Raw genomic sequence first — 20,363 nt, forward strand, 5'->3', positions numbered from 1 at the left:
ACCCCGGCCTTGCTCTAACGCGTGGCGGCAGTTGCCACCCCCTAATCGGGGGATATATGACCGGCGACCCCAAAGCAAAAGAGCCGCAGCGGTCTGGCTGCGGCTCTCGCCTTCATTGCTTATGTGATGGCAAAGCCTACCTGGTCACCACCACCAGGTCAGCGAAGTTGCCACCCCTTCTGATCACGTGCTTGTCTATGCTGACCAGATGCAGGTCCACGGTATCAGTGTAGTGGGTAGCCTCCTGAGCCGGCGTTGAGGCGCGGCCCTCGCTGCTCTTGTCTTTAGCAATCTGCCCATCCCTGCCCTCACGCACCGGCGCCATGGTCAGTGCCGTGAGCACGTCCTTGCAGTGCACCTTATTGAACCTGATCTTAGGCAGGCGCGGGTTCTTCTCTGAGAACATCTCGTGGGCCAGGTGATACCTGGCTTGGTGCCTTGGCATACGACCCAGCTCCACCTTGGTCACTGTCCAGCCCCGCTTCTTGAGACACTCCATGAACTGCTGGTTATAGGACAGCTTAGAGTCTGCGCGCCTGTGGTCACCGTGCTCCTTGTCCGGAATGAAGAAGATCTTCTTATTGAGATGGTAGGCATAGTAGTCGCAGAACTCTTCGGCCAGGTCACTGATCAGCTTAGGGTGCTTCACATAGAAGCCCTTCAGGAACCTGTACTCCGGGCTTAGGTCCTGAGCCACGGTAAGGGATGATATCTTGGCCCCCCAGTCCACGGCAAGGCGCAAGGGCTGGCTGCTCACACAGTCACCGTCCATGCGGCTGTCTGCAGTAGTGAGTTTGTCCAACTGGTAGTTCAATCCCTCCAGGTAGGCATCATTCTCAAACTGGTTATAGGTGTGCTTCTTCAGGCTAAGGGTTGGGTAGAAGCCGGCCTCTACCTTTCCCGGCCGCTGGTTGAGCACCTCCATCAGGAACACGTACTCGGTAAGCGACTCACGCTGCTGCTCCAGGTATTTGATGCCCAGGTTTCTCAGGTTCTCAAACGCATTGGCCTCAGAGTAGAGCAGGCCCGTTGCCGGGTCTGGGTAGAACTTCAGTTCCTTGCTAAGGCGGTTGATGTCCTGCCACAGCTTTTTCCTGAACTCAACATCCTTATTATCTATGAACTTCAGCTGCAGGTCAATCATCTCATTCTGCAGAGTGATGAAATCATAGCCTGCCTTGATATAGTGCTCCCCTCCCTTCAAAAGCCAATGGCTGGCGTCATAGGGCATGGAACTGAAGTGGAATTCCCCATGGTGCAGACGCTGGTTTTTGAAGAAGCGGCGGTTACCGCGCAAAGTAGGCAGCACCTCCCTATCATACTGGTCTTTGTTGATCAGCAGGGACTCATCCGAGATACTGCCGTCAAAGTTACCCCCACGGGCGCTGGTGGCCCCGCCGTCCTGACTTACCATCTGAAACACCACGCCTTCCTTCCAGAAGTAGATGCAGTGGTCGTATTTCAAAGGCGGTTCATAAGGCTCAATGGCCTTCCACGTTTTGGGCGGTCTTCTGCCCACGAAATAATGCACGTCTTTATAGAGGCCCAGTCTGGCGAGAGAACCGATCGTACTAGGAAGCGTGACAGTCAATAGCTGCTGGAAAGTAGAGCCGAGGATCACCCACTTGCTTCTGGGAAGCGTTTTGATGATCAACAGGATCAGCCAGGCAATGATGGAAGACTTGCCGGTGGCACGCCCCCAGAGGCAGATGGAGGCGGCAAACTTACTGACAGCGAAAAGAAGCTGGACCCGGTTAAGGTCCAGCTTCTTAGACTTTGGCTCTGGGCTACTCATCATCTTCGTCTTTTTCAGTTTCCTCATGCTCCCAGCTGTCACCGAGTCCCTGCTGTTGCACAGAATCCACCACTAACTCATAATCCGTCTCTGGGATGTTCTCCAGATTAATGACTCTGCTGGTACCAGTGGCGGTCATTAACTGCATCACATACGTGTGGGCCTCCATCAACTCAGCATCATAGCCGTTCACATCGGTCTGGTCAAGGCCTTTGAGCATGGCCATGTTCTTGATGGCGCGGTTCATGGCACCCAGGTCAGGCGGTCTCTGGGTGGCCGCAAGCTGGAACACCTTCATGCTGTACTCATACAGGATGTGGCGAAGACCCTGCTTGCTCACCTGCGTCACGTCACCGAAAAGCTGTGTGCACTGGTTGATCACACGGTAAGCGGTGGCCCGACTGATCTTGAACCGGGAAGTAAGCAGAGGCACCGCCTGCTCAAACGAGTGGTATTGCACCAACAGCCCCCAAGCCGCCTCCAGCTGCTCACGCACTTCTTTGTCCTTTTCAGAAAGCAGCAGGTCACCATCCTCCTCAATGTAGGAATTGTAGATGCGGTCAAGCCGCGTGTCATTCTTAGGCTTCGGGATTAGCGAATCCGGCAAGCTGCTCGTGATTAAGCTCTTCTCCATTTCTCAATACTTTATAGGGTAGATTGTTCTCTTGCATGTATTTGACCCACCGGCGCACGTGCACGTCCACATAGCGAGGATCCAGTTCCTGACTGTAGCACTGGCGCTGCAGCTGCTCACAGGCGATCAACTGGGAGCCTGAGCCGCCGAAGCCGTCAAACACGATGTCCCGGCGCTGCGAGCTCTGCTCCAGCATGTAAAGCAGAATCGGGATGGGTTTCATGGTCGGGTGCTCTGCATTGCGGGTGGGCCTGTCAAACTCCAGCACCGTGGTCTGTTTCCGGTCAGAATACCACTTATGCGCGGCGCCTTCCTTCCAACCATACAGAATAGGCTCATGCTTCCAGTGGTAGTCCTGCCGGCCCATCACCATGGAGTTCTTCAGCCACACAAGGCACTGGCTTAGTTTAAGACCCGAGTCCTTTAAAGCGGTTCTGAAGTTGGCTCCTTCTGAGTCTGCGTGGAAAACATAGATGGGAGCGCCTGCCTCCATGAACAGATAGCAATTGGTGTAGAAGTCATGCAGGAACTGGAAGAAGGAAGAGTCATCCATGCTGTCATTCTCAATTTTGAGAGACTCCTTGGTCTTGCCTTCATAGTTCACATTATAGGGCGGGTCCGTGATCACCAGAGCCGCCAACTGGCCGTTCATGGTCTTGGCCACGGCATCGCTGTCAGTGCTGGAGGCGCAGTGCACGCGGTGGGTGATGCGCTTGCTTGGACTGATGAACTCATACAAGTCGCCTTCCACAGAAACAGGCACGCGAGGCAATACCGGCTCAAAATCAGACTCCTGCTCTGGGTTCAGTTCCTTCATAAGGGAGTCTGGCATCTTGAACTCTTCCACGTTCAAGCCAAGGCCGGCAAGGTCAATGTCTTTGAAAATATCCTCCAGCACGTCAGTGTCCCAATGCCCGATCTGAACATTGGAGCGCACGTTGTATTCCTTCAACTCAAGCTCAGTGAGCAGGCGGTTAGGGTAACGCACGTCAATCAACTCCTCACCTCTCTCCAAATCAAAGAGAATCTTCAGGCGCTGGTGGCCGGCAATGACGGTGCCGTCCTGGTTGATCACCGGTATTTCCACTAAGTTGAATTTACCGATGGACTCGGCCAGTATCTGGCGGCGCTCCGGAGTCAGGATGCGCGGGTTGTACTCATAGGGAATAAGGTCAGAGACGCGGCGCTGCACCGTGCTCCAGATTAAATCAGTCATTTTGGGTTTGTTTTAAAAGTTGCGAAACAGTATTGATCTTTTCCTCCAGCGCCGGCAGTTCTGCCTGGCGTTTCGGGTTTTTGCGAAGTTTGGCGCGTAGGGCACGCATGTTGAGCAGCTCTTGCTTGAGTTGGGCGCGGTCTGCTATCTGGGAGAAGTCGGTGGGCTGCTCTTCAGGTTTCTCCAGATTGAAATAGATGGCGGTGATTAATTTAGTAAGCTCCACAATGCGTAGGCAGTGAAACAGTCTAGTCATGGGACCAGCGTACTCAAGCTGGGCATGGAGCATGGTCCGCTCATCCAGCAAAGCACGCAGCCGACCGTTCACCTCTGGGTGAGGCGCTTTTGTGACGTTTTCCGGGGTTTTTGTGACAGTTTTCGGCCTATTTTGTATAAAAGAGCTTGAAACCGGTGCGGGTTTAGCTGTAGGTAAACTCTGCTGCAGCAATTCCTCCAGTGCAGAGCGCAGCTTCTTTTTGGAGAAGGAATACTCCCCTTTGTTGAACAGGTCTTTGAGTGCCTGGTTGGTACCATGGCACGCATACAGCGCGGCACCGTCTTGGAAATTGCCGCTTGTCTCTAGCCAGACTTTAATGCCCTCATACTTCATAGGACAAAGGTGCGGCCGGCAATTGCCGCTGGAAAGGACGTAAAAAAAGCCTGCATGAGTCATGCAGGCTTTAGTTTAGAAACAAAAATCAAATCAGCGGGCCTAAGCCCCCTTCTTCGTTTTCAGTGCTAAGTACGGGAAATTGCCCGACTTGGCATAGGCATTGGCTTCCTTGAGGGTGAGCGTGGCCAGATTAACCTCCCGGCCGTCTGCCAGGATCACTCTTCTCACGCCATGAGGCGCCGTGTACTTTCTGGCCACCTCCGGTTTCAAGGTTGCTGCCATCTTACGGGCCTACTACTACAGCCGATTTCAACACGATGTCGCCTTCATAGAAAGCCAACAGGTTCGTGTAGTACTCGCACTTGAAGGTCCAGCCTCTGCGACCGCCTGACAGCTTGCCTGAAGAGTAGCTAGGCGTGATGCGCACGCCCAGGCCTTTAGAGCCTAACTGGATCTTGGTGCCATCGGCCTGCGGCACGATCATGATGCAGTTCTTGTTCTTCACTTTTCTTGCGAAAACAGCCGCCTCCTTAGAGGTGCCTGGGTGGAAGAACTCAAACGAGCCTTTGAAGCCCGTGCCGTCCGGGTCACCCACCGGATCTAATTTCAACTCAGCTGAGTCCATGGTGGCATACACTTCACTGAAGCCTTTGCCATCTGCGAAGGTATGGGCGCCGTCAATGGTCACCTCGTCACCAGGCAGTTCAGTGGTCTTAAGACCTTTCAGCAACAGGAACTCGTTCTCTGGTGCGATGTAAAGGTCGGTGCGAATACCGGGGGTGTTGTCTGTACCATCCGGTTCTTTCAAATCAAGTAAATCCATTAATATGGTCTCCTTTCAAACTATGATTTAACAACTGGGCTTAGGATGCCAGACTTCTTCTCCACCAGTAGAGAAAGCAGCTCTTTGTCAGCCACCAATTGAGCAGCGGTAACGTCTTCATCTTTCTCTGGATGCTGGAACTTGGCACAGTTCACCTGATACTGGACGCCTTCATGCGTTACCACCGGAAGCACTTTGCCTTTAGCGGCCTCTGCGTCTTCCAACGCCACCAGTTGCTCATCAATGATGGCATCCTTTGCCGCCAGCTGCTCTTTCAGCAGCGCAATCTCCTGCTCTGGAGTAAGCTTTACTGCCTGCTCCGGTGCAGGCTTGTTGGTCTGCTCTGTGGCAGGTTGATTATTTTTTGCCATTTCTATGGTCTCCTTAACTAATGTTGAAAATTGTTTTTGGCCTGTTTTCTGGAAAACAGGCCAAAAACGTCAGATTAAAACAAAGGCTTAGCCTACTAAGTCCTGGTCGTTGGTGAACACCAACTCTGGTAGGATGAAACCTACCCCTGAGCTCCAGTCAGTGAAGAGCTTGACCATACGGTCCACGCTCTCAATGTTCATCGCATTCTTGTTCTGGGTGCGCTTTCCTAAGTGGATGGCGTTGCCTGGCGTGGTACAGAAAATCTTGTTAGAACCGATCATGGATGGAAGCCCTTTGATGGTGATGTTGGAGAAATCCACAGAGCCGTTGCTGGCTTTGTAGTCCGTATCCTTACCATACAAGGCTTTGTAGCCTCTGTGGAAGCGCTTCTCTAAGGAAGGCTGCAAGGCCAGCTGCATCGGGATGTGCTGGTAGCGCAGGTTGATCTTGTCAACGAAGTCCTCTATCTGCTGCACGAATACTTTGTTATCAGTGTCAGGGGCTCCCATTACGATTGGCGTAATACGGCCAGCCGTTACGTTGTCATTGATGCACTTGCGCAGACCGTTCATGGAGGTACCAGCAGCACCGGCCACACCGTTTGCCGGTGCTTGGAATACGCCTTTGTACACCTCGTTCAACTCATAGTCTTCTTTCGCCTGCGGCAAAAGCATGATCTCTACGAACCAACGGATGAAAGGCCACTCCTTACGGTCGATGCCCTCGCCGGTAAGGAAACCCAGCCAAGAAGACTCCAGGTCATCTGGGTACTCCTCAGTGTCCACTTTCATTTTAAACTGCTCAATGGCAAGCGGCTTAAACTCAAGCGAGTTCAACGGCGTCCAGGCCTTCTGGAACGGCTGCAGGACGCGGCCCATGGTTGCCTTGGCGGCACGCCACACGGTCTCATCCGTCAAAATCGGCGTCAGGATAGTATCCGTCACCGACTGGTAGTTGAGCAACTTGTAAAGTCTGCTCAGGTTCTGTCCGTTGTTCAGGTAATAAGCCCCAAACTCGGTTTTGATGTCTGCAATATTCATCGGTATTTAAAAATTTAGTTGAACAAAGGGTTGTCTGCCAGAGCCTTGTTATGCTCCAACTCTGCCATGGCTTTGGCGTTTTCATCTGTGCCTTCGGTCAACTCCGTGCCGTCCTTAGACACAGATGTAGATGAGGCGGCAGGCTTTTTGCCAAGCTTTGCGTTCTCCGCTTTCAAAGAGGCAATCTCCGTGTTGGCGGTTTCCAAAGCAGTGTTGGCAGTGGCCAGGTCAGCAGTAAGCTGAGTTTCGTTGGCTACAGAAGCAGTGAATGCCTCATGCTGCTCAACAGTGATAAGGGCGGCGCCTTCAATGCCAGCGGCCTCCAACTCATCATTGGCGGCGTCTACCATTTCAGCGGTCAGTTCTTCGCCTTTCTTGCCGGCTAAAGCAGTCACAGCGGCGAAGGCAACGGTTGCCTCGGCCACTGGTTTTTTTGAGAAAATTCCCATTGTAGTATTTGAATTAGGTTGGTTTGCGTTTTCGGTGCCGGTCTCGGCTCTGGCCAGTTCTGCCGCACGCTGCACAGCGTACTCAAAAGTGCCCATCTCATCTGCGAGGCCGTGGTCAATGATGGCCTGCCCGACGTAGACTTTGCCTGTCAGCACGTCCTCTGCCTTCAGGTCAAGTTTTCCTTCTCTGTTCTCTTGCACAGAAGAGGTAAAAGCCGCGTTGAGCGGGTCCAACTGCGTTTTCTGAAGCAGCTCATATTTGCCCTTCAGCGCCTGCAGGTAAGGCTCGTTCTTGTCTTTGGAGTCAGTGGCCCGTATGGTGTGGGTCTTGATGCCGAACTTCTCATAGTAGGCGCTGTAATCGGTGATGGTGGTCATGGTACCGATGCTGCCCACCATGGCGGTCTTACCGGAGGCAATGATCAGATTGGCGTTGGATCCAGACCAGTAGGCGGCAGAGCACATGAGTTCCGCGAAAGACACGAAGGGTTTCTGGGTGCCGGCGATAAGTCCTGCGAAGCGCTCAGTGCCTGCCACCGTTCCACCGGGAGAGTTGAAAATGCCGACGTGCGCAATGATGTTCTCATGCGCATCGGCCTCCTGGATCCAGCGGCCCATGGTAGCAGTGCCAGGCGCACCGCAGAAGTCCTCGGTCATCATGGGACCTTCCACCCTGTGAATGGCGATTGAGCCGGCAGGCGCGTCATCATAGCTGGAGAAGCTAGACATGAAGCTTCTCTCAGAGGAGGATAGGCCTTCCACAATGGCCATGGCCACGACTCTCGGCGGTTTCTCCTCCTTTTCAGCAGAAGCAGTTTCCGGGCCTTTTCTCTCCATCATCTGGAAAACCATGGCCAAATAGGACTCGGCGGCATGTGGCTCAATGGCCCACGCGTCACGGAGAACAGCGGAAAGAACTTTGTTGAATTGCATCGGGATACCGGTAATAAGTTTCGATGCAAAGTTGAACCTGTCTTAGGGCTGTGGAAAGGACACAAAAAAGCCCCACCGAGTGGGGCTTTTCCTATACTTTTATAAGCGATTCAATCTTGAAACTACAAGTTACTCCTATCCCCTGCTTAGTGGTGAACACACCCACCTCCTCAAAATAAGGATCCGTCAGAAAGGCGCCGGGAGTATAAAGCCACGGGTTAGGCCGGTAGCCGCAGATGGCGCTGAACTCTGAGCAGAACCAACCAACCCAGCGCCTGAGAACGCCAGTTCTTCCGTTCCAAGTCCACTTAAGGCCCAGTTTCCGTGCAATCAACTGAAATAACATCATCACCAGGTCAAAGAAACCGTAAGGCTTACTTTCTTTTGGCAAGTCAAATGGTCCCAGAGGCTTAAGTACCTGCACACGACGGTTGGTTTTTTTCAACCATTCGTCAAGTTCTGTCTTCTCCCTTCCCTTGGCCGTCATTTCATACACGTGGCCATTAATCAAGTTAGCCGTGTGGTTTGGCCCGTTGAGCACCAAACGCAGAAACAGGCTGAAAAGGCTAAGAAGGAACGCCTTCACAGAAGACGCGTCCAGCGAGTTTGTGATGACAAAGACCGCTTTCATGCTACTGGTTGTTTTCATAAAAGTCACCCCTTGCCTGCATTTTCATCTCCTCGGTCTGGACAATAGGCGTACCGTCGTCGTTGAAGACGCGGTTCGCCTTCGGCTGGCGCATCACGGCCCTCACAAAGCCGTTCTCGTCAAACTGCCCGAACACGTCGCCGAACATCATGGTGAAGGTGGCGGCGTCCTGACCGTTAGTCCTCACCTGCAGCGTCCCGAACAGCGGGTGCGTCCTCTGGGGCATGGCGTTGGGAAGCTGGTTGCCGTTGCTGTCGAACAGGTCCCACTCGAAGGTGGTCAGAATGTACGACAGGTGACCCTTCCCAGGCTTGTGGTGGATCTCCTTTTTTATCGGGTAGAACCGGCCCACCAGCCCGTTGGCGTAGGGCGTTCCCTCTTCGATATACTCCACAAACTCACCGTCTGCGTCAATTCCCTTGTAGAAGGTGTAGGGCAGACCCTCGTACACCTTCTCTACTTTCATTACTGCCATGGCGTGTATAAATTAATAAGGTACAAATGTTGCGGTGCCGGGAACGGTGGCCACCAAGCCCTTCAAAGTATCGTTCAAGTCATCCTCCAAAAGGAAATGTGACTGGATGGAGGCGGCGAAGGCCCGGCTGTTGAGCTTCAGGTCCTGCCGCTCCTGAATGGTGAGCGGGGCCGAGTAGGTGCGCAGGTCGGCTATCCTGCGCTGCACGAACTCCACGTCCGTGAAGCGGCTGCTGATGCGCAGGGTCGCCGTCTGCGGGTTGACGAACTCCACGTATACCCGCGCCCAGGTGTTGAGCAGCCCTGACTCGGGGCTGGAGCTGGTGCTGTCCACGTCGTTGTAGCTGATCTTGCTGGTGCCCACGCTGGTGCTTTTGATGACCAGTGCGTCACCGCCCGCCCGGGCGTCCAGCAGGTAGTGGTTGGTGGTCATGGCCGCCGTGTTGATCCAGAAGGAGACCGCCCTACAGCTGGTGATGGGCACCTTCAGGTTCTGGTCCACGCCGTTGAGCTGCAATGCGCCCAGCAATGCCAGGTTGCCCGGGCTGGGTTTGACGATTCCGTGCTGCGCTGTTATCATGCCGTCAGGTCCCCCGCTACCGTGGCCACCGCGGCGCTCTCAAAGAAAATGGTGAAGGTGGCCTTCTGCTTCCTGGACTTGAGGAACCCGTCCGGGTGGTCCAGGGTGACGCCGCCCGTGGTGGTCAGGTTTATCTGGCCGGCGCCCTTCTGCTTGACGATGCACTGGAAGCCCGCGCCCAAAGCCCCTACTGAGAGCGTGTTGCCGCTGGCGTTGTCTACCAGCACCAGCGCCCCGTTGTGGGCGGCGGTCAGGACGTTGGCCGTGCCGGTGAGCGTGAAGACGCTGAGGCTCTTGTCTGCCTTCAGTCCCTGCCCTGTCTTGAGCTCGTTGATGGCTGCCACCAGCGAATCCTTGGCGGTGGTGGCCAGGTTGCCAAGCGTGCCTATCCAGCCACTTAAGATGCCGCCTTGCTTGGCGCTCAGCGCATTCGTAGCGCTCACACTGGCCAAGCTATCCTCTACAATGATATTGGAGAGTACCGACAGCTTGCTTTTCTCAGCCAGTGTGTAGTTCTCGTCAGAAAGCTGTTTGGTGCCAGACTTATCTACTTTCAGGCTTAAGGCACCCTCTGCAGAAGTGATCCTAGATTCAAGACTGGCCACGTCCAGGTATTTCTCCCAGTAGGCCGTGTTCTGGGTCGGGGCAACTGCGCTGTTGAAAGCCATTTTTACTCTCCAAAGAACGTTGCCAGAAAGCCAGTAGGTGTCTGCCTCCTTGGCACCGTCTTCATAGACGCCCTTGAACTTACCGGTAAGGCCGGCAAGCTTTGGTGCGATGCCGTCCACGGCAAGAATTATGGCTGTGCGGATCTTGCCCACATCGGTCCCCCCCTGTTCCCCTGAAATAAGTTGCGCGGCAATGGATGCCTTCAGTTGCGCTATTTCTTCTGCTGTCATATCAGTATTTTAAACTCCAGTGTGAATTCACTTTCGATGGAAAGGGTCTCTCCAGGCTGCACAATTTTCACCACCTCACCGTTGAACATCACCTTGATAGGTTCACCGGATCCAGAGCCTGGCACCGGTGGGTTGGCCTCTCCCAGATCAGTGACCTCAAAGTTTCCTGAGTAGAAGAAAGCCGGGAATATGCTCTCGGCCTTGAAGCCAGCGGCATAAGCATTGTTTCTGGAAGGCGAGTCACCGGAGGCGTACTTGTACTCAAAGCCCAGTGAAAAATCTCTGTGGCCAGAGAATTTGAGGTAACCGTTAAAGTCCCGGTGCAGCACCACATACCGGCCGCGCATGATTTTGTAGAGCAGCTGGGCCAGTTCGGGTGTGTCTTTTGGGAAACTCCCCTTCAGGTCATGGTTGTAGTAGATGCCGCGCTGGTCCTGCTTGGGCACTAGATTGAAGCCTGCAGAGTCTCTGGTGAATACCAGCATGCCCCAAGTGGCCCCTTCCTTCAGCACAATGTCGCCGATCAGGCGCAGACCGTCCGTATCTGGGAACTGGTCCCAGTCAATGTTTGAGTGGGCGGTATAGAAGACCGCCTCAACACCACCCATGTTGTCTGAGTCAATCTGCAGGATGTTGTCCATAATAGGGAAAAGATTATGGGGCAAAGGTCACACGCGCAGGCGCATTCAGAAAGGACACCTATTACAGCAGGTATGGTAGGGAGAGGCACAAGAAAAAACCCCCACCAGTCTGGCAGGGGTTCTTGGGTAAGCTAGTTTTGGGGGTAAGTTATTTGACCTGTTTTCCTGAAAACACCGTGTAAAAGCGAGGGACAAAACTGAAAGTACTAAGCGGCCATTTTCGCAACTTTTTTTTGCAGATAACGTGAGTCCAGTGCCTTTACCGTTTGGAGAGTAAAAAGGAAAGGAAGGAAGTCTACTCCCTTTAACCTTTTCTTGCCGGCCTTGTTCTTCTTTGCCCAGTAGCGCTGGTAGGCTTTCTTCAATGCGTCAAACTTCACATCGGTTTCATCAAAGCCATACTTGGCCATGAAGACCTCAATGGCCTGCTTCTGCTCCACGCCGAACATCTCCAAAAATTCAATTATACCGAACATCTCGGCCTCAATCAGGTCCTGCACCAATGTGTTGAATTGGTGGGCCGTCTCAGAGCTAACGTTGCGGCAACCGCGCTCAAAGAAGGAGTGCTCACCCACGTTAACCTTAAAGACGCAGGGGTACCCAGCCACAAAAGAATCAAACTGGCTGTCAATGTTCTCACGGCGCAGCATACTGAAAAGAGCAATGCCCAGATGGGTTCTCTTGTTCAGACGGAAGCCACGGGGGAATTTCTCAGCCAGGAATTTTGAGACGTGGGATTTGACAGGAATCTCGATGGGTAGCTGCATAGGGAATATGTAATAAGATACATAAATTTCTCTATATATCTCACTGCTGGAAAGGACTTATCCACACAATTAGTTCAGTGTAGAAAAAGGTCTTCCAGACTACTGCAGCCGCCTAATTATCTTCCGCTCTAAACCTGTTCCAGGAAGCCGTTGGCCATCAGATCTTGTGCGAAATTCTCGGTGGAGTCGGTGCGTATGACTGAGCCACGCTGGATCATGCAGCGGTCTGCCACTTGGCGCATGAAATCAGGCAAATCAGAAGAAGGCGTGAAGCTTTGCTCCTGCATCTGGGTCACCAGTGACAGGAAGGAGGAGGCGTTGATCTCGCCTCCCCCCAGTACCTTGTATTTTTTCATTCTCTCTTTTTTAAGCCGCTAAGGTAGTAATGCGCTCGCGGTAGAAATTTACGATGTTTACGTGGTTAAAAGTAGTAAGGGAGTCAATACTTTGCTCGGTGGCCACCTTATCTTTTGAGAAGTCTATCAGGTTGTTAAGGAAGCGCACCCAGTTCTCTACCTTCTCAAATTCTATGGTACCAGAGTGCTGTCTGAACTCTACCGTACCGTGTCTGAAGAAGCTTTCCACATTCAGCTTGCTGTAGCGGCTCTGGCCGTTTACCTTCTCGGCTATCTTCTCCAAAGTGGTGCATCCCTCAATGGCGGTGTAGGCGGCGGCTTTGCTGGAGAACCTGTTCAGAAGGCTTTTGCAGTACATGTTGTTGCTGCCTCTGCGGCTTACCGGCATGAAGCTATCTATCAGGCCTTCGTAGTTTAGGTAGTTCTTGAAAAGGTTCTTCCACTGGGCCAGTCCGAAGTCTGCGGCTCCGAAGTGGATGTGCATCCCGCAGCTCTTGTTTACTTTGGCGTTGCAGCGTTTAAGTACTTGGCAAACTTTCTTAAGTTCTTCAATACCAGCCTCGCCTTGCAATACTGGGCTTACCAGTTCAAAAGCCTCCTGCCCGCTTACCGAGGCGTCCGTCACAAGTTTCCAGTGGTTTCTGGTGGTATGGTTGTAGCCTTCTATCTCTATGCTGATACCTGCGGCGGCAAGCTCTGCCTTCAGGCGCGTCATGCTTACGCCGTATGCCTCTATTTCTACGCCAAAGGTTCTGTTGAAAATTGCGGCGGTGGCGGCGGCTATCTGGCCTCTGCGTTGCATGGCCGCATATACGTTCTGTACAAAGCCGTACCCTACGCCCATCATCTCGGCTACCTGCTTGCGGGTGAAGCCAAGAGTCAGAAGCTGTTGCATTTTGTAGGTTTTGGTGCTTGGTAAGGCTAGTATTTCTGCTGCTGTCATGGTCGTATAGCGTTTTATTGTTGAGTCTAAGTACGACCATTAACCGGCACACATCAAGTTATCAATACACTCTTTTTCAAGTTGTTGCAAAGTTCTTTAATACCACAAATCATGCACTGGAACAGTGCAATCAAACAATAAAGGCAGTACCTCCCTCCCCTCCAGAACATAACTGCAGGGGTTGGGTTTCCGGTAAATTCAGGATCCTAGAATACGCTTACCTCTATGCCACCGGCCTTTACAAGTATTGAGATGTGGCGGTTAAGCGCTACGTGGTAAAGTCCGTTCAAAAGTACTATGCCCCACTTGGCTTGGTTCTCGGTACCGTTGTGAAAGCTTCTGGCGGTTTCTACTTTTGAAAATCTGAAGGTTGACATGGTGGTATGGCGTTTTATTGTTGAGTCTAAGCACGCCAATTAATCGGCTCACATCAAGTCAATTGCGCTTTAATTAACCTCAATTCTGAAGGTTCTTTAATACCACCAATTATATCTGAAATGGTGCAATTAAGGCAATAGAAAAAGCTGGCTATTTACCGGCTTTTTCTATGAGTGCTTTCTTTATTTTCTGAACGGTTTGGTTGGAAACCTCGCAGAGCTTTGCAACTTCCCGGATGCTTTTGCCTGATTTAAGAAGGCGCACCGCCTTGGGATTTTCCTCCAGCAGCTTCTTATCGGTTTTCACGGATCCCTTTGGTCTGCCGATCACCTTGTTTTTGCGCCTGGCCTCTTCCAGACCTGACCGGATGCGCTCACCTAATTGCTCTGTCTCAGAACTGGCCAGTTCAGCAAGGATGACAAACACAAGATTAGCGGCTGGGTTCTTTCTGCCGTCATCTAACAGCGTCTCAAGGTTCAGGCTTTTCACGAAGACCGAGACTTTCAACTCCGTGAACCGGTCAATGAGATTCAATATCTCTGAGGTCTTGCGGCCAAGCCTTGAAATCTCAGAGACCAGCACCTTTTGGATGGCGCCAGTCTCTGCAAGTTTAATGAGTTGCAGTAGCTCTGGCCGTTCCTCCTTTTTCCGTTTAGTTGCAGAGCCAACCTCCTGAAAGATTTGCACTACCTGGAATTGATGCTTAGTGGCCAGTAACTCAAGTTCACTGATCTGGCGCTGGTAGTCTTGTCTCTTGCTGGAAACCCGTACATATAAGGCTACTGGCGTCATAGATTAATCGTTAGTTATTTTAATAAACAAGAATAAACAACCTGACGTTGAATGACCTTTCCTTGGTTATCAAGAATGGAAACGATGCCCCATTTCAGGCCTTTCACATCTTTGACAGACCAGGTATTAAAAGGCTTTTCAGGAAGTGGCTTTTCAGGAAATAGAGAGAGTTGCATAATCATTAGTTTAGTCTTCGTTTTCTACTTGATGACCAGGGCACCCGCCGCCGAAATGGTCAAACCCTTCACAGTCTGCGCTACATGGTAAGAGCTTCCATCCTTTAGCTTGGCATTCAGCAAGAAACTTTCTTGCCTCAGAATCAGATAAAGCTCTGCCGTTTTTTTCAACTATTCCTGTTAGCTTCTTGCGTTTAAAATTTCTCAACAGCCCTTCTATATTGGTTGAGAGGTGCATTCTTTTAGTTGGCATAATCATTAGGTTTTTGTCTTTCTTTTCATGTGTTCCGCAAAAGCAATCCTAAATCTTAACTCTTGGGTCAGTTTGTTCAGGTACTTTTTGCGGCGGTTCTCCTTTTTCAAAAACACTCGGTATGCTTCCGGCCATTCTTTGGGGTTAACCCGGTGCTTATAGCTGTATCTAAGTCGTTTTACCATTAAGTTTATAAAGCATGTCTGGCCAAAAACTCTTCAGCAGAAGCTTCTGAATAATCTCTTATAAATGCTCTGGCTTGCTCTGGCAATTCAAACTCTATTTCCTCAAACTTGAACACCGACTCTCCATCTTCTTCATGAGTGTCTTTAAGCCAGGCTTGCACCGTCACGGTCTGGTCAAAATCTTGTGTTTCCTCATTCTGTGTTTCGGCTCTATAAATAAGCACGTCTTGGTTTTGGGTATTTAGAATTTTGTGGTCCATTTTATTTGGATTGTAGTGTTAAAAAGAAGTGGTTAAAGAGGTACAAAAAACGAAGGGTGAAAAGTGGCCTGATTTCTCAAAAACAGGCCTCAAAACAAGGACTCTTTTTTCAGCACACTTTTTCTGAATTATGGTCACTTATTGAAGTGATGTTCTGCCAGAGCCTTTGCCTGGTTTATAGAAGAAAGCGCGCAGGCATTCACATATTCATCTGCCTTACAATCCTTCAGCCAGTAGCTCCATTCTGAGGCAGGAGCTTCTGTCACGCCATGGGCTATATCCCAGAACTTTTTATGCCCCACCCCTATTTCACCACCTGATATCTGGCCTATTTTATCTCCATCTCTCAGGATGTTAAGGCCACCCTGCTCATTGTCTTTATATTCTAAGTTTGAGTTCATAAAGTATATTTTAAAATGTGGGTTGGGAAATTGCCGTCTCTCCGGCTGTCAATCCATTGCTGTCTTAGAGGGCACAACTCACGCGCCTCCCTACCTCTTGTCAGATCAGCCTTACCGCCGCTGGATTTATCGCTCGTCTTATGCTAGGGAAGCGCTTATGTCTTGAAAGATGCCACGTTCAGATTGATGGCCTTTTGCTGGACTTTTCCCAAAATCACCTGCAATACCTGGTTGCAAGTGTTGATGGAGATGCAGAGTTGGACGGCCAGCAGCTCATCCCATTTGAAGTTGAATTTGAACGGGCTGGGCTTTGGTTTCATGGCCTCGGTAGATGCTCTGGCCGTAAGCCGCTTGCAAACTTTTGCCAGGGGTTTGAGGGCTAATGCCTCTTCTTGTGTCAACTGGCGCTCCTGGGTGGTGTAGATGATGAATTCGTGAATGGCCAGAGCAAGGGCCATCGCCTCCAGACGGTTGGTCTCAATCGCCTGCTGGGCAAATTGATCAGTTCCAAGCACCGTCTTCAAATCTATCTAGTTCCTCTTCCGTGCGGTTGTCATAGATCAGCGCCTTGGCAACGCTGGCACCCCATTTCTCCACCATCTTGCGGAGACGGCCGTAGCCTAGGTTCATGTCTGGGATGGCAGAGTTTCTGGCCAGATCCCGGCTGTAGAATTTGCGGCTGTTGCCGTCTTTGAAGTAAACGACCGCTTTGGTAAGCGAGGTCTCGACCATCTTCTGGCCTGCCTTTGTTCTTTCCTGGTTCATGCTGAATTGATTTTGCGTGGTATGGATCGGTTAAAAAAATGCTATTGCTTTTAGTTACACATTCTGATTCTGGGGGATGGCATGCTGGGCGTAGAAGCGGTTCAGGGCGTCCTTTCCCAGCGGTTTGATTTTGGCTTCATGGAATCTGAAAAGCTCCAGAGGGCTTTTTGCCTGCAGGCGCTTGGGTGCCTTTCCTTTTTTGTACTGGGTCCACTCGGTACGGGCCTGACGAAGTGCGTTTTCCACCTGGTACTGCAGCTTCCAGACGTCGCGGTTCACCAGCCATTCGTGGGTTTTCTTAAAACCGCGCTCGTTCTCAAAGTCAAAGTAGCCGGAGCCAAGGCCAAAAAGCGGGAACGGAGCCGGTGGGTACTTGTCTGGGTTCTTCCGGAAGTAGGCAGCGGCGATGTCAATGCGCTCCATCAGTTCCTCATGGTAGGTTTCCCAGTCCTTGGCAGTCATCTGGGCGTTTTTGAATCCTCGGTAAATACCAGTGTAGATGGCGTTTTTGGCCATTTTGTGTTGCTCTGGGCTGAAGGTGGACTCTGGGTAGAGCATCTTGTGGGCATACACCCAGAACTGGATGATCATCTCCTCAAAACGTGGCGCCAGAGCCTTTTTCGGCGCCGCCGCCCCCCCAGTCGTAGCCACGCATGCCGCTTGGCCTGCTACAGGGCTGTCAGTGGCCTTCTCGCCAGAAACGGGAGCTAGTTGCGGCCCTATGTTGCCAGTCGTGTCGCAGGTGTTCCCAGCGGCTTCGCGTAGCAAGCCAGGCTGAGGCATCGCCTCTCCCTTATCCACACTGCTGATTTTATCTTTTAAAGTATCTTGTGTTCTACAGGATACATTAAGCGGAAGATTGTTCTTTATGAACCGCGCAGGGTGGGCGATATGGGTAGTTTCTGCTGGGGGTTCCTCGGCCGTGGGGGGGGCTGTTTCGTGGGCGTTCCACAGGATTTCGGGACTTATCCACAGCTCAAAATTGGCGTAGGTGCCATGGAACTTGTAACCGGTGACCAAACCTACCTCGGCGCTCTTAAGCACGTTCAGGTGGCTTCTGATGGCTCTGTCTGAGAGGGTGCGGCGCGAGGCCAGCGTCACGCAGTTCATGCTAAGGCTGGGCAGCGTTCCCTCCTCGGTGATGGCCATGGCCACCACAGGCACCTTTATTGCCTTGTGGTAGGCAGCAGCGTAGTCAAGGATCAAACGGACGCCGGTGGCCTCCAGATTGCCAGGTATAAGCTTCTTTTTGGTGTAGTAGGTAACCTCCTCGCCTTTCACCAGACGCTTGCGCTCAATGGTGGGCTGGGCAGCGTTCAGGCGCTGTACCAGCTTGTGCCAGTTTAGAAGGGCCGTCTTTGTCTCAATTCGTCTATTCTGCGTAATCATAACTGCTTGAATATCTGCTTGAATATTTGGCTGCGGCGGTGGCGGGTGATGTCGGGCGTGTCCTCCCTATTCACCTGTTGCCACCGCCTGTTGCAGACCCTATTTCTTGATGATGATTTCCTTTGGTAAAAACCGGCAGCAGAAACTGCGTGCCTCTTTACCGCCAATGGCCAGCACCAGGCTGACCAGAAGCACGGCCATGAGCCGCTTGTAATTAGTTATGTTCATGCCTCATCCTGTTTAGAGTAGAGGCCCAGTTTCCCGTCTAAGTCGTTCCTGAAGCTGTACTGGTGGCCGCATGCGCAGGACAGCGTTCCGCTTGTAAGCTCTTGCCTAAATAATATTGACCTTCCTAATTGTTTGGAAAACAGGTACCATTCTCCAAAGGCTTGAGAGAAAATGTAGCTGTTTCTCTTTTTGCAGCGGTTGTTGAGGCAGTTGAAAAGCACTGCGGTCCTGCTTCCGTTTTTGGTGGGGACGGCCACTGGCTTGATCCCCTGGATCCGGAGGTTATGGTCCTGGATCACCTTGATCTGCTCGCGGTCGCCGATGATGAGCGCGCGGTTGCGGATAAGATTGCGCTTCTGGGTACTGATTTGATTTGTTTCCATGGTAGTGTGGGTATGTGGTATTTGCTGTTGATGATGGCGGCCATTCTCTGGGCTTTCTTTCTGATTGCCTCAGACCGTCTCCGCTCACGGCGCTGGTATTCGAAAAGGGTCTTCTTGGTGACCCCGAAGGCTTCTGGCACCTTGTGCCTTTTATCGCCCGGTCCCTCAGAGAAGCAGACGGCGGCTCTCAGCTGGTGGCTCTCCAGGCGTTTCAGAAAATCGCTAAGGCTGGCCTCCATCTCGGTTCTCTTTTTCCAGGAGCGCGATTTCCTCTCCCTTTCTCTCTATGGACTTTTGCAGGCCGGCCACCCGGGCGCAGGTCTCCTGGTACAGTCTGGGGGAGGCGACCGGGTGAATGGCCTCGCGCAGGGTGACGGCGTGGCATGCCTCCTCCTCCAGGAACTCGCGGTCGCGCCTAAGAATGCGCAGCTTCTCTGCTAACTCCATTGCTTTCTAAGTTCTCAAGTCCAACAATGCGCAGGTCCAGCGCCTCAATGTCACAGTCCAGCCGGGCCACGATGGAATAGAAGTCCAGCTCGGTGATGCGGCCGGCCTTGCAGTCCTCCAGCAGCAGGTGCTTCTCCTGCAGGTAGATGCCCTTCAGTCTCTGCACCAGTCTGAGGATGGGTCTCAGCGGCAGCGCGTCCAGCTGCTCCAGGTAGAACTCCTCATGCGTACAGTCCGGGCAGACCTCAACGCTGCGGTCCTCTCCCATTGGTATCTCTACCATTTGCTTCTGGCTTCCCTTCCAGCCACAGGCGGTGCACTCGATTTTTGCTTCCATGGGTAAAATAGGTTAGATAGCTAGCGTAAGGTCTGCAAGAACATTACCTGCGGCTTGAGTGAATTCCTGCTCTTCAATCTCGGTGACGGGTTTATCCAGATAGTTTACAATGTCTTTGGTGTCTAGGACATTGATCAGCCCCTGTCCAGGCTTTTTGAGAACATGAATGGTATTACTTAGAGTCTGCTTGTAGTAGTGAGTGCCACCGGAACGCAGACAAGGGTAAGCGTCTTTAAAGAATTTTAGCATGGCTATTTATTTAAGTTAAAATCTCAGTTGTGGCGCCAGAATCGGCATTTTGATGATGTTGAACAGGTCTTTCTCCTCTGGTACCGGAAAGGGCTTGCCGTTCTTGTAGAGGGTGCCGCCCTTGCTGTGGAACCCGTACTTGACCCACTGGCAGGCCAGCTTCTGGTGGGAGAACTCCGCGGAGCCGGTGCGTATGGCGTAGATCAGGCCCCAGTTCTCGCGGGTGGCGGTGAAGATGTCAATCTTCAGGTCTTTGCTGGGTATGTAGCCCTTGAACCATTTGGCGGTGGGCTTGAGGGGCCACTCTATGATGTCTGTGGTGTTGGGCTTTATCCACTGGACCCTTTCTATTTTTCTGAGCGCCTCATAGAGCATGTTGGTCATGGGGCCGGTTCCGCTGGGTACGCCGAAGAAGTCGGTGGGCGCGGGTAGCGTCTCATACCTTGGGATCGCCACCAACTCAATGTCGTTCACCTCGGGCTTTTCCCTTCTGATGGAGCCGGCCACCTCTATTCTGAGGCAGGACTCACGCAGGTGGCGGGTGAACCACTCTGCTATTCTTCTGGCTTCGGCTAGCTGCATGGCGTTAGGCGGTTTTGCGGCGCTGCACCTGCGGTTCGACATCCTTTACCTGCCCGAACCTGATCACCTCGCTCCGGAGGGCGCGCAGATCGCCGTGGCTGAACTCGGCGTGCTCCAGTTTCACAGGGTAGCCGAAGCGGTCTTTCTTGCCCTCGTTCATCCATTTGCGGACGGTGGCCTGGCTGTGCTTGGTGAATTCCGCAATCTCCTTCACCGTCATGTAGCGGTCGTTGAGCTTGGCCAGCTCAGGTGCCACCAATGACATGATGCTCTGGAGTATCTCCTCTTTAGCGATGGCGATGTCGCCCTTCATTGCTATCTGATTCAAGTCTACCATGTGGAGTGGGTGTGTAT

33 protein-coding genes are annotated in these 20,363 nt (G+C 52.2%); all 33 read right to left on the reverse strand.

Translation table 11 applies throughout. The features are described 5' to 3' along the window. Positions 1-136 precede the first annotated feature (136 nt). The 33 genes from GU926_RS08190 to GU926_RS08345 all read right to left on the reverse strand — a co-directional run bounded on the left by GU926_RS08190 (position 137) and on the right by GU926_RS08345 (position 20,346). A complete protein-coding gene (locus GU926_RS08190; RefSeq protein ID WP_160690792.1) occupies positions 137-1,822 on the reverse strand; it encodes a hypothetical protein in 1,686 nt (561 codons plus the stop codon). Then, on the reverse strand, positions 1,788-2,402 hold the full coding sequence (locus GU926_RS08195; protein ID WP_160690794.1) for a hypothetical protein: 615 nt from the start codon (positions 2,400-2,402) through the stop codon (positions 1,788-1,790). Before GU926_RS08195 ends, GU926_RS08190 begins: the two co-directional genes overlap by 35 nt. Beyond that, a complete protein-coding gene (locus tag GU926_RS08200; RefSeq protein WP_160690796.1) occupies positions 2,374-3,645 on the reverse strand; it encodes a DNA modification methylase in 1,272 nt (423 codons plus the stop codon). The genes GU926_RS08195 and GU926_RS08200 overlap by 29 nt, the downstream gene beginning before the upstream one ends. Continuing rightward, complete coding sequence (locus tag GU926_RS08205) at positions 3,638-4,255, reverse strand: hypothetical protein (RefSeq protein ID WP_160690798.1); 618 nt, start codon at positions 4,253-4,255, stop codon at positions 3,638-3,640. The genes GU926_RS08200 and GU926_RS08205 overlap by 8 nt, the downstream gene beginning before the upstream one ends. 102 nt (positions 4,256-4,357) lie before the next feature. Beyond that, on the reverse strand, positions 4,358-4,540 hold the full coding sequence (locus GU926_RS08210; protein WP_160690800.1) for a hypothetical protein: 183 nt from the start codon (positions 4,538-4,540) through the stop codon (positions 4,358-4,360). 1 nt (position 4,541) lies between these two features. Beyond that, positions 4,542-5,081 carry a hypothetical protein gene (locus tag GU926_RS08215; RefSeq protein ID WP_160690802.1) on the reverse strand — a complete coding sequence of 180 codons (540 nt, stop codon included), beginning with the start codon at positions 5,079-5,081 and terminating at the stop codon, positions 4,542-4,544. Positions 5,082-5,101: 20 nt separating this feature from the next. Next, positions 5,102-5,452 (reverse strand): hypothetical protein, encoded by a 351-nt coding sequence (locus GU926_RS08220; RefSeq protein ID WP_160690804.1) that lies wholly within the window; start codon positions 5,450-5,452, stop codon positions 5,102-5,104. 87 nt (positions 5,453-5,539) lie between these two features. Beyond that, positions 5,540-6,493 (reverse strand): hypothetical protein, encoded by a 954-nt coding sequence (locus GU926_RS08225; RefSeq protein WP_160690806.1) that lies wholly within the window; start codon positions 6,491-6,493, stop codon positions 5,540-5,542. A 14-nt stretch (positions 6,494-6,507) separates the two neighbouring features. Next, positions 6,508-7,875 (reverse strand): S49 family peptidase, encoded by a 1,368-nt coding sequence (locus GU926_RS08230; RefSeq protein ID WP_160690807.1) that lies wholly within the window; start codon positions 7,873-7,875, stop codon positions 6,508-6,510. Between the two features lie 91 nt (positions 7,876-7,966). Beyond that, positions 7,967-8,524 carry a hypothetical protein gene (locus tag GU926_RS08235; RefSeq protein WP_160690809.1) on the reverse strand — a complete coding sequence of 186 codons (558 nt, stop codon included), beginning with the start codon at positions 8,522-8,524 and terminating at the stop codon, positions 7,967-7,969. Continuing rightward, a complete protein-coding gene (locus tag GU926_RS08240; protein WP_160690811.1) occupies positions 8,508-8,999 on the reverse strand; it encodes a hypothetical protein in 492 nt (163 codons plus the stop codon). Before GU926_RS08240 ends, GU926_RS08235 begins: the two co-directional genes overlap by 17 nt. A gap of 12 nt (positions 9,000-9,011) precedes the next feature. Continuing rightward, the gene (locus GU926_RS08245) at positions 9,012-9,578 is read right to left on the reverse strand and encodes a hypothetical protein (RefSeq protein WP_160690813.1); all 567 of its coding nucleotides are present in this window, start codon (positions 9,576-9,578) and stop codon (positions 9,012-9,014) included. Beyond that, positions 9,575-10,477: a hypothetical protein gene (locus GU926_RS08250; protein ID WP_160690815.1), complete on the reverse strand. Its 903-nt coding sequence runs from the start codon at positions 10,475-10,477 to the stop codon at positions 9,575-9,577. Before GU926_RS08250 ends, GU926_RS08245 begins: the two co-directional genes overlap by 4 nt. Then, positions 10,474-11,118, reverse strand: coding sequence for a hypothetical protein (locus tag GU926_RS08255; protein WP_160690817.1), 645 nt, complete (start codon positions 11,116-11,118; stop codon positions 10,474-10,476). The genes GU926_RS08250 and GU926_RS08255 overlap by 4 nt, the downstream gene beginning before the upstream one ends. A gap of 206 nt (positions 11,119-11,324) precedes the next feature. Continuing rightward, entirely contained in the window at positions 11,325-11,885 is a 561-nt protein-coding gene (locus GU926_RS08260) for a hypothetical protein (RefSeq protein WP_160690819.1), read from the reverse strand. Between the two features lie 128 nt (positions 11,886-12,013). Next, entirely contained in the window at positions 12,014-12,241 is a 228-nt protein-coding gene (locus GU926_RS08265) for a hypothetical protein (protein WP_160690821.1), read from the reverse strand. Positions 12,242-12,251: 10 nt separating this feature from the next. After that, positions 12,252-13,184 (reverse strand): amidoligase family protein, encoded by a 933-nt coding sequence (locus GU926_RS08270; RefSeq protein WP_160690823.1) that lies wholly within the window; start codon positions 13,182-13,184, stop codon positions 12,252-12,254. Between the two features lie 206 nt (positions 13,185-13,390). Further along, entirely contained in the window at positions 13,391-13,561 is a 171-nt protein-coding gene (locus GU926_RS08275) for a hypothetical protein (protein WP_160690825.1), read from the reverse strand. Between the two features lie 151 nt (positions 13,562-13,712). Continuing rightward, positions 13,713-14,354: a recombinase family protein gene (locus GU926_RS08280; protein ID WP_160690827.1), complete on the reverse strand. Its 642-nt coding sequence runs from the start codon at positions 14,352-14,354 to the stop codon at positions 13,713-13,715. Between the two features lie 14 nt (positions 14,355-14,368). Further along, on the reverse strand, positions 14,369-14,536 hold the full coding sequence (locus GU926_RS08285; RefSeq protein WP_160690829.1) for a hypothetical protein: 168 nt from the start codon (positions 14,534-14,536) through the stop codon (positions 14,369-14,371). A gap of 4 nt (positions 14,537-14,540) precedes the next feature. Continuing rightward, positions 14,541-14,783 carry a hypothetical protein gene (locus tag GU926_RS08290; protein ID WP_160690831.1) on the reverse strand — a complete coding sequence of 81 codons (243 nt, stop codon included), beginning with the start codon at positions 14,781-14,783 and terminating at the stop codon, positions 14,541-14,543. A 190-nt stretch (positions 14,784-14,973) separates the two neighbouring features. Further along, on the reverse strand, positions 14,974-15,228 hold the full coding sequence (locus GU926_RS08295) for a hypothetical protein (protein WP_160690833.1): 255 nt from the start codon (positions 15,226-15,228) through the stop codon (positions 14,974-14,976). A gap of 134 nt (positions 15,229-15,362) precedes the next feature. Further along, on the reverse strand, positions 15,363-15,629 hold the full coding sequence (locus GU926_RS08300; RefSeq protein ID WP_160690835.1) for a hypothetical protein: 267 nt from the start codon (positions 15,627-15,629) through the stop codon (positions 15,363-15,365). Positions 15,630-15,784: 155 nt separating this feature from the next. Beyond that, a complete protein-coding gene (locus GU926_RS08305; RefSeq protein ID WP_160690837.1) occupies positions 15,785-16,153 on the reverse strand; it encodes a hypothetical protein in 369 nt (122 codons plus the stop codon). Beyond that, a complete protein-coding gene (locus GU926_RS08310) occupies positions 16,131-16,394 on the reverse strand; it encodes a hypothetical protein (protein ID WP_160690839.1) in 264 nt (87 codons plus the stop codon). The genes GU926_RS08305 and GU926_RS08310 overlap by 23 nt, the downstream gene beginning before the upstream one ends. 54 nt (positions 16,395-16,448) lie before the next feature. Further along, a complete protein-coding gene (locus GU926_RS08315; protein WP_160690841.1) occupies positions 16,449-17,783 on the reverse strand; it encodes a hypothetical protein in 1,335 nt (444 codons plus the stop codon). A 99-nt stretch (positions 17,784-17,882) separates the two neighbouring features. Next, positions 17,883-18,011: a hypothetical protein gene (locus GU926_RS18580; RefSeq protein WP_262886161.1), complete on the reverse strand. Its 129-nt coding sequence runs from the start codon at positions 18,009-18,011 to the stop codon at positions 17,883-17,885. Beyond that, complete coding sequence (locus GU926_RS08320) at positions 18,008-18,394, reverse strand: hypothetical protein (protein ID WP_160690843.1); 387 nt, start codon at positions 18,392-18,394, stop codon at positions 18,008-18,010. The genes GU926_RS18580 and GU926_RS08320 overlap by 4 nt, the downstream gene beginning before the upstream one ends. A 222-nt stretch (positions 18,395-18,616) precedes the next feature. Continuing rightward, positions 18,617-18,841: a hypothetical protein gene (locus GU926_RS08325; RefSeq protein WP_160690845.1), complete on the reverse strand. Its 225-nt coding sequence runs from the start codon at positions 18,839-18,841 to the stop codon at positions 18,617-18,619. Next, positions 18,810-19,178, reverse strand: coding sequence for a hypothetical protein (locus GU926_RS08330; protein ID WP_160690847.1), 369 nt, complete (start codon positions 19,176-19,178; stop codon positions 18,810-18,812). Before GU926_RS08330 ends, GU926_RS08325 begins: the two co-directional genes overlap by 32 nt. Before the next feature lie 12 nt (positions 19,179-19,190). Then, positions 19,191-19,427 (reverse strand): hypothetical protein, encoded by a 237-nt coding sequence (locus tag GU926_RS08335; protein WP_160690849.1) that lies wholly within the window; start codon positions 19,425-19,427, stop codon positions 19,191-19,193. A 15-nt stretch (positions 19,428-19,442) separates the two neighbouring features. Continuing rightward, positions 19,443-20,009, reverse strand: coding sequence for a nucleotidyltransferase family protein (locus GU926_RS08340; RefSeq protein WP_160690851.1), 567 nt, complete (start codon positions 20,007-20,009; stop codon positions 19,443-19,445). A 4-nt stretch (positions 20,010-20,013) separates the two neighbouring features. Then, positions 20,014-20,346, reverse strand: a complete 333-nt coding sequence (locus GU926_RS08345) for a helix-turn-helix transcriptional regulator (RefSeq protein ID WP_160690853.1) — start codon at positions 20,344-20,346, stop codon at positions 20,014-20,016. Positions 20,347-20,363 lie beyond the last annotated feature (17 nt).

The sequence above is a fragment of the Nibribacter ruber genome, assembly GCF_009913235.1.
Taxonomy (GTDB): Bacteria; Bacteroidota; Bacteroidia; order Cytophagales; family Hymenobacteraceae; genus Nibribacter; species Nibribacter ruber.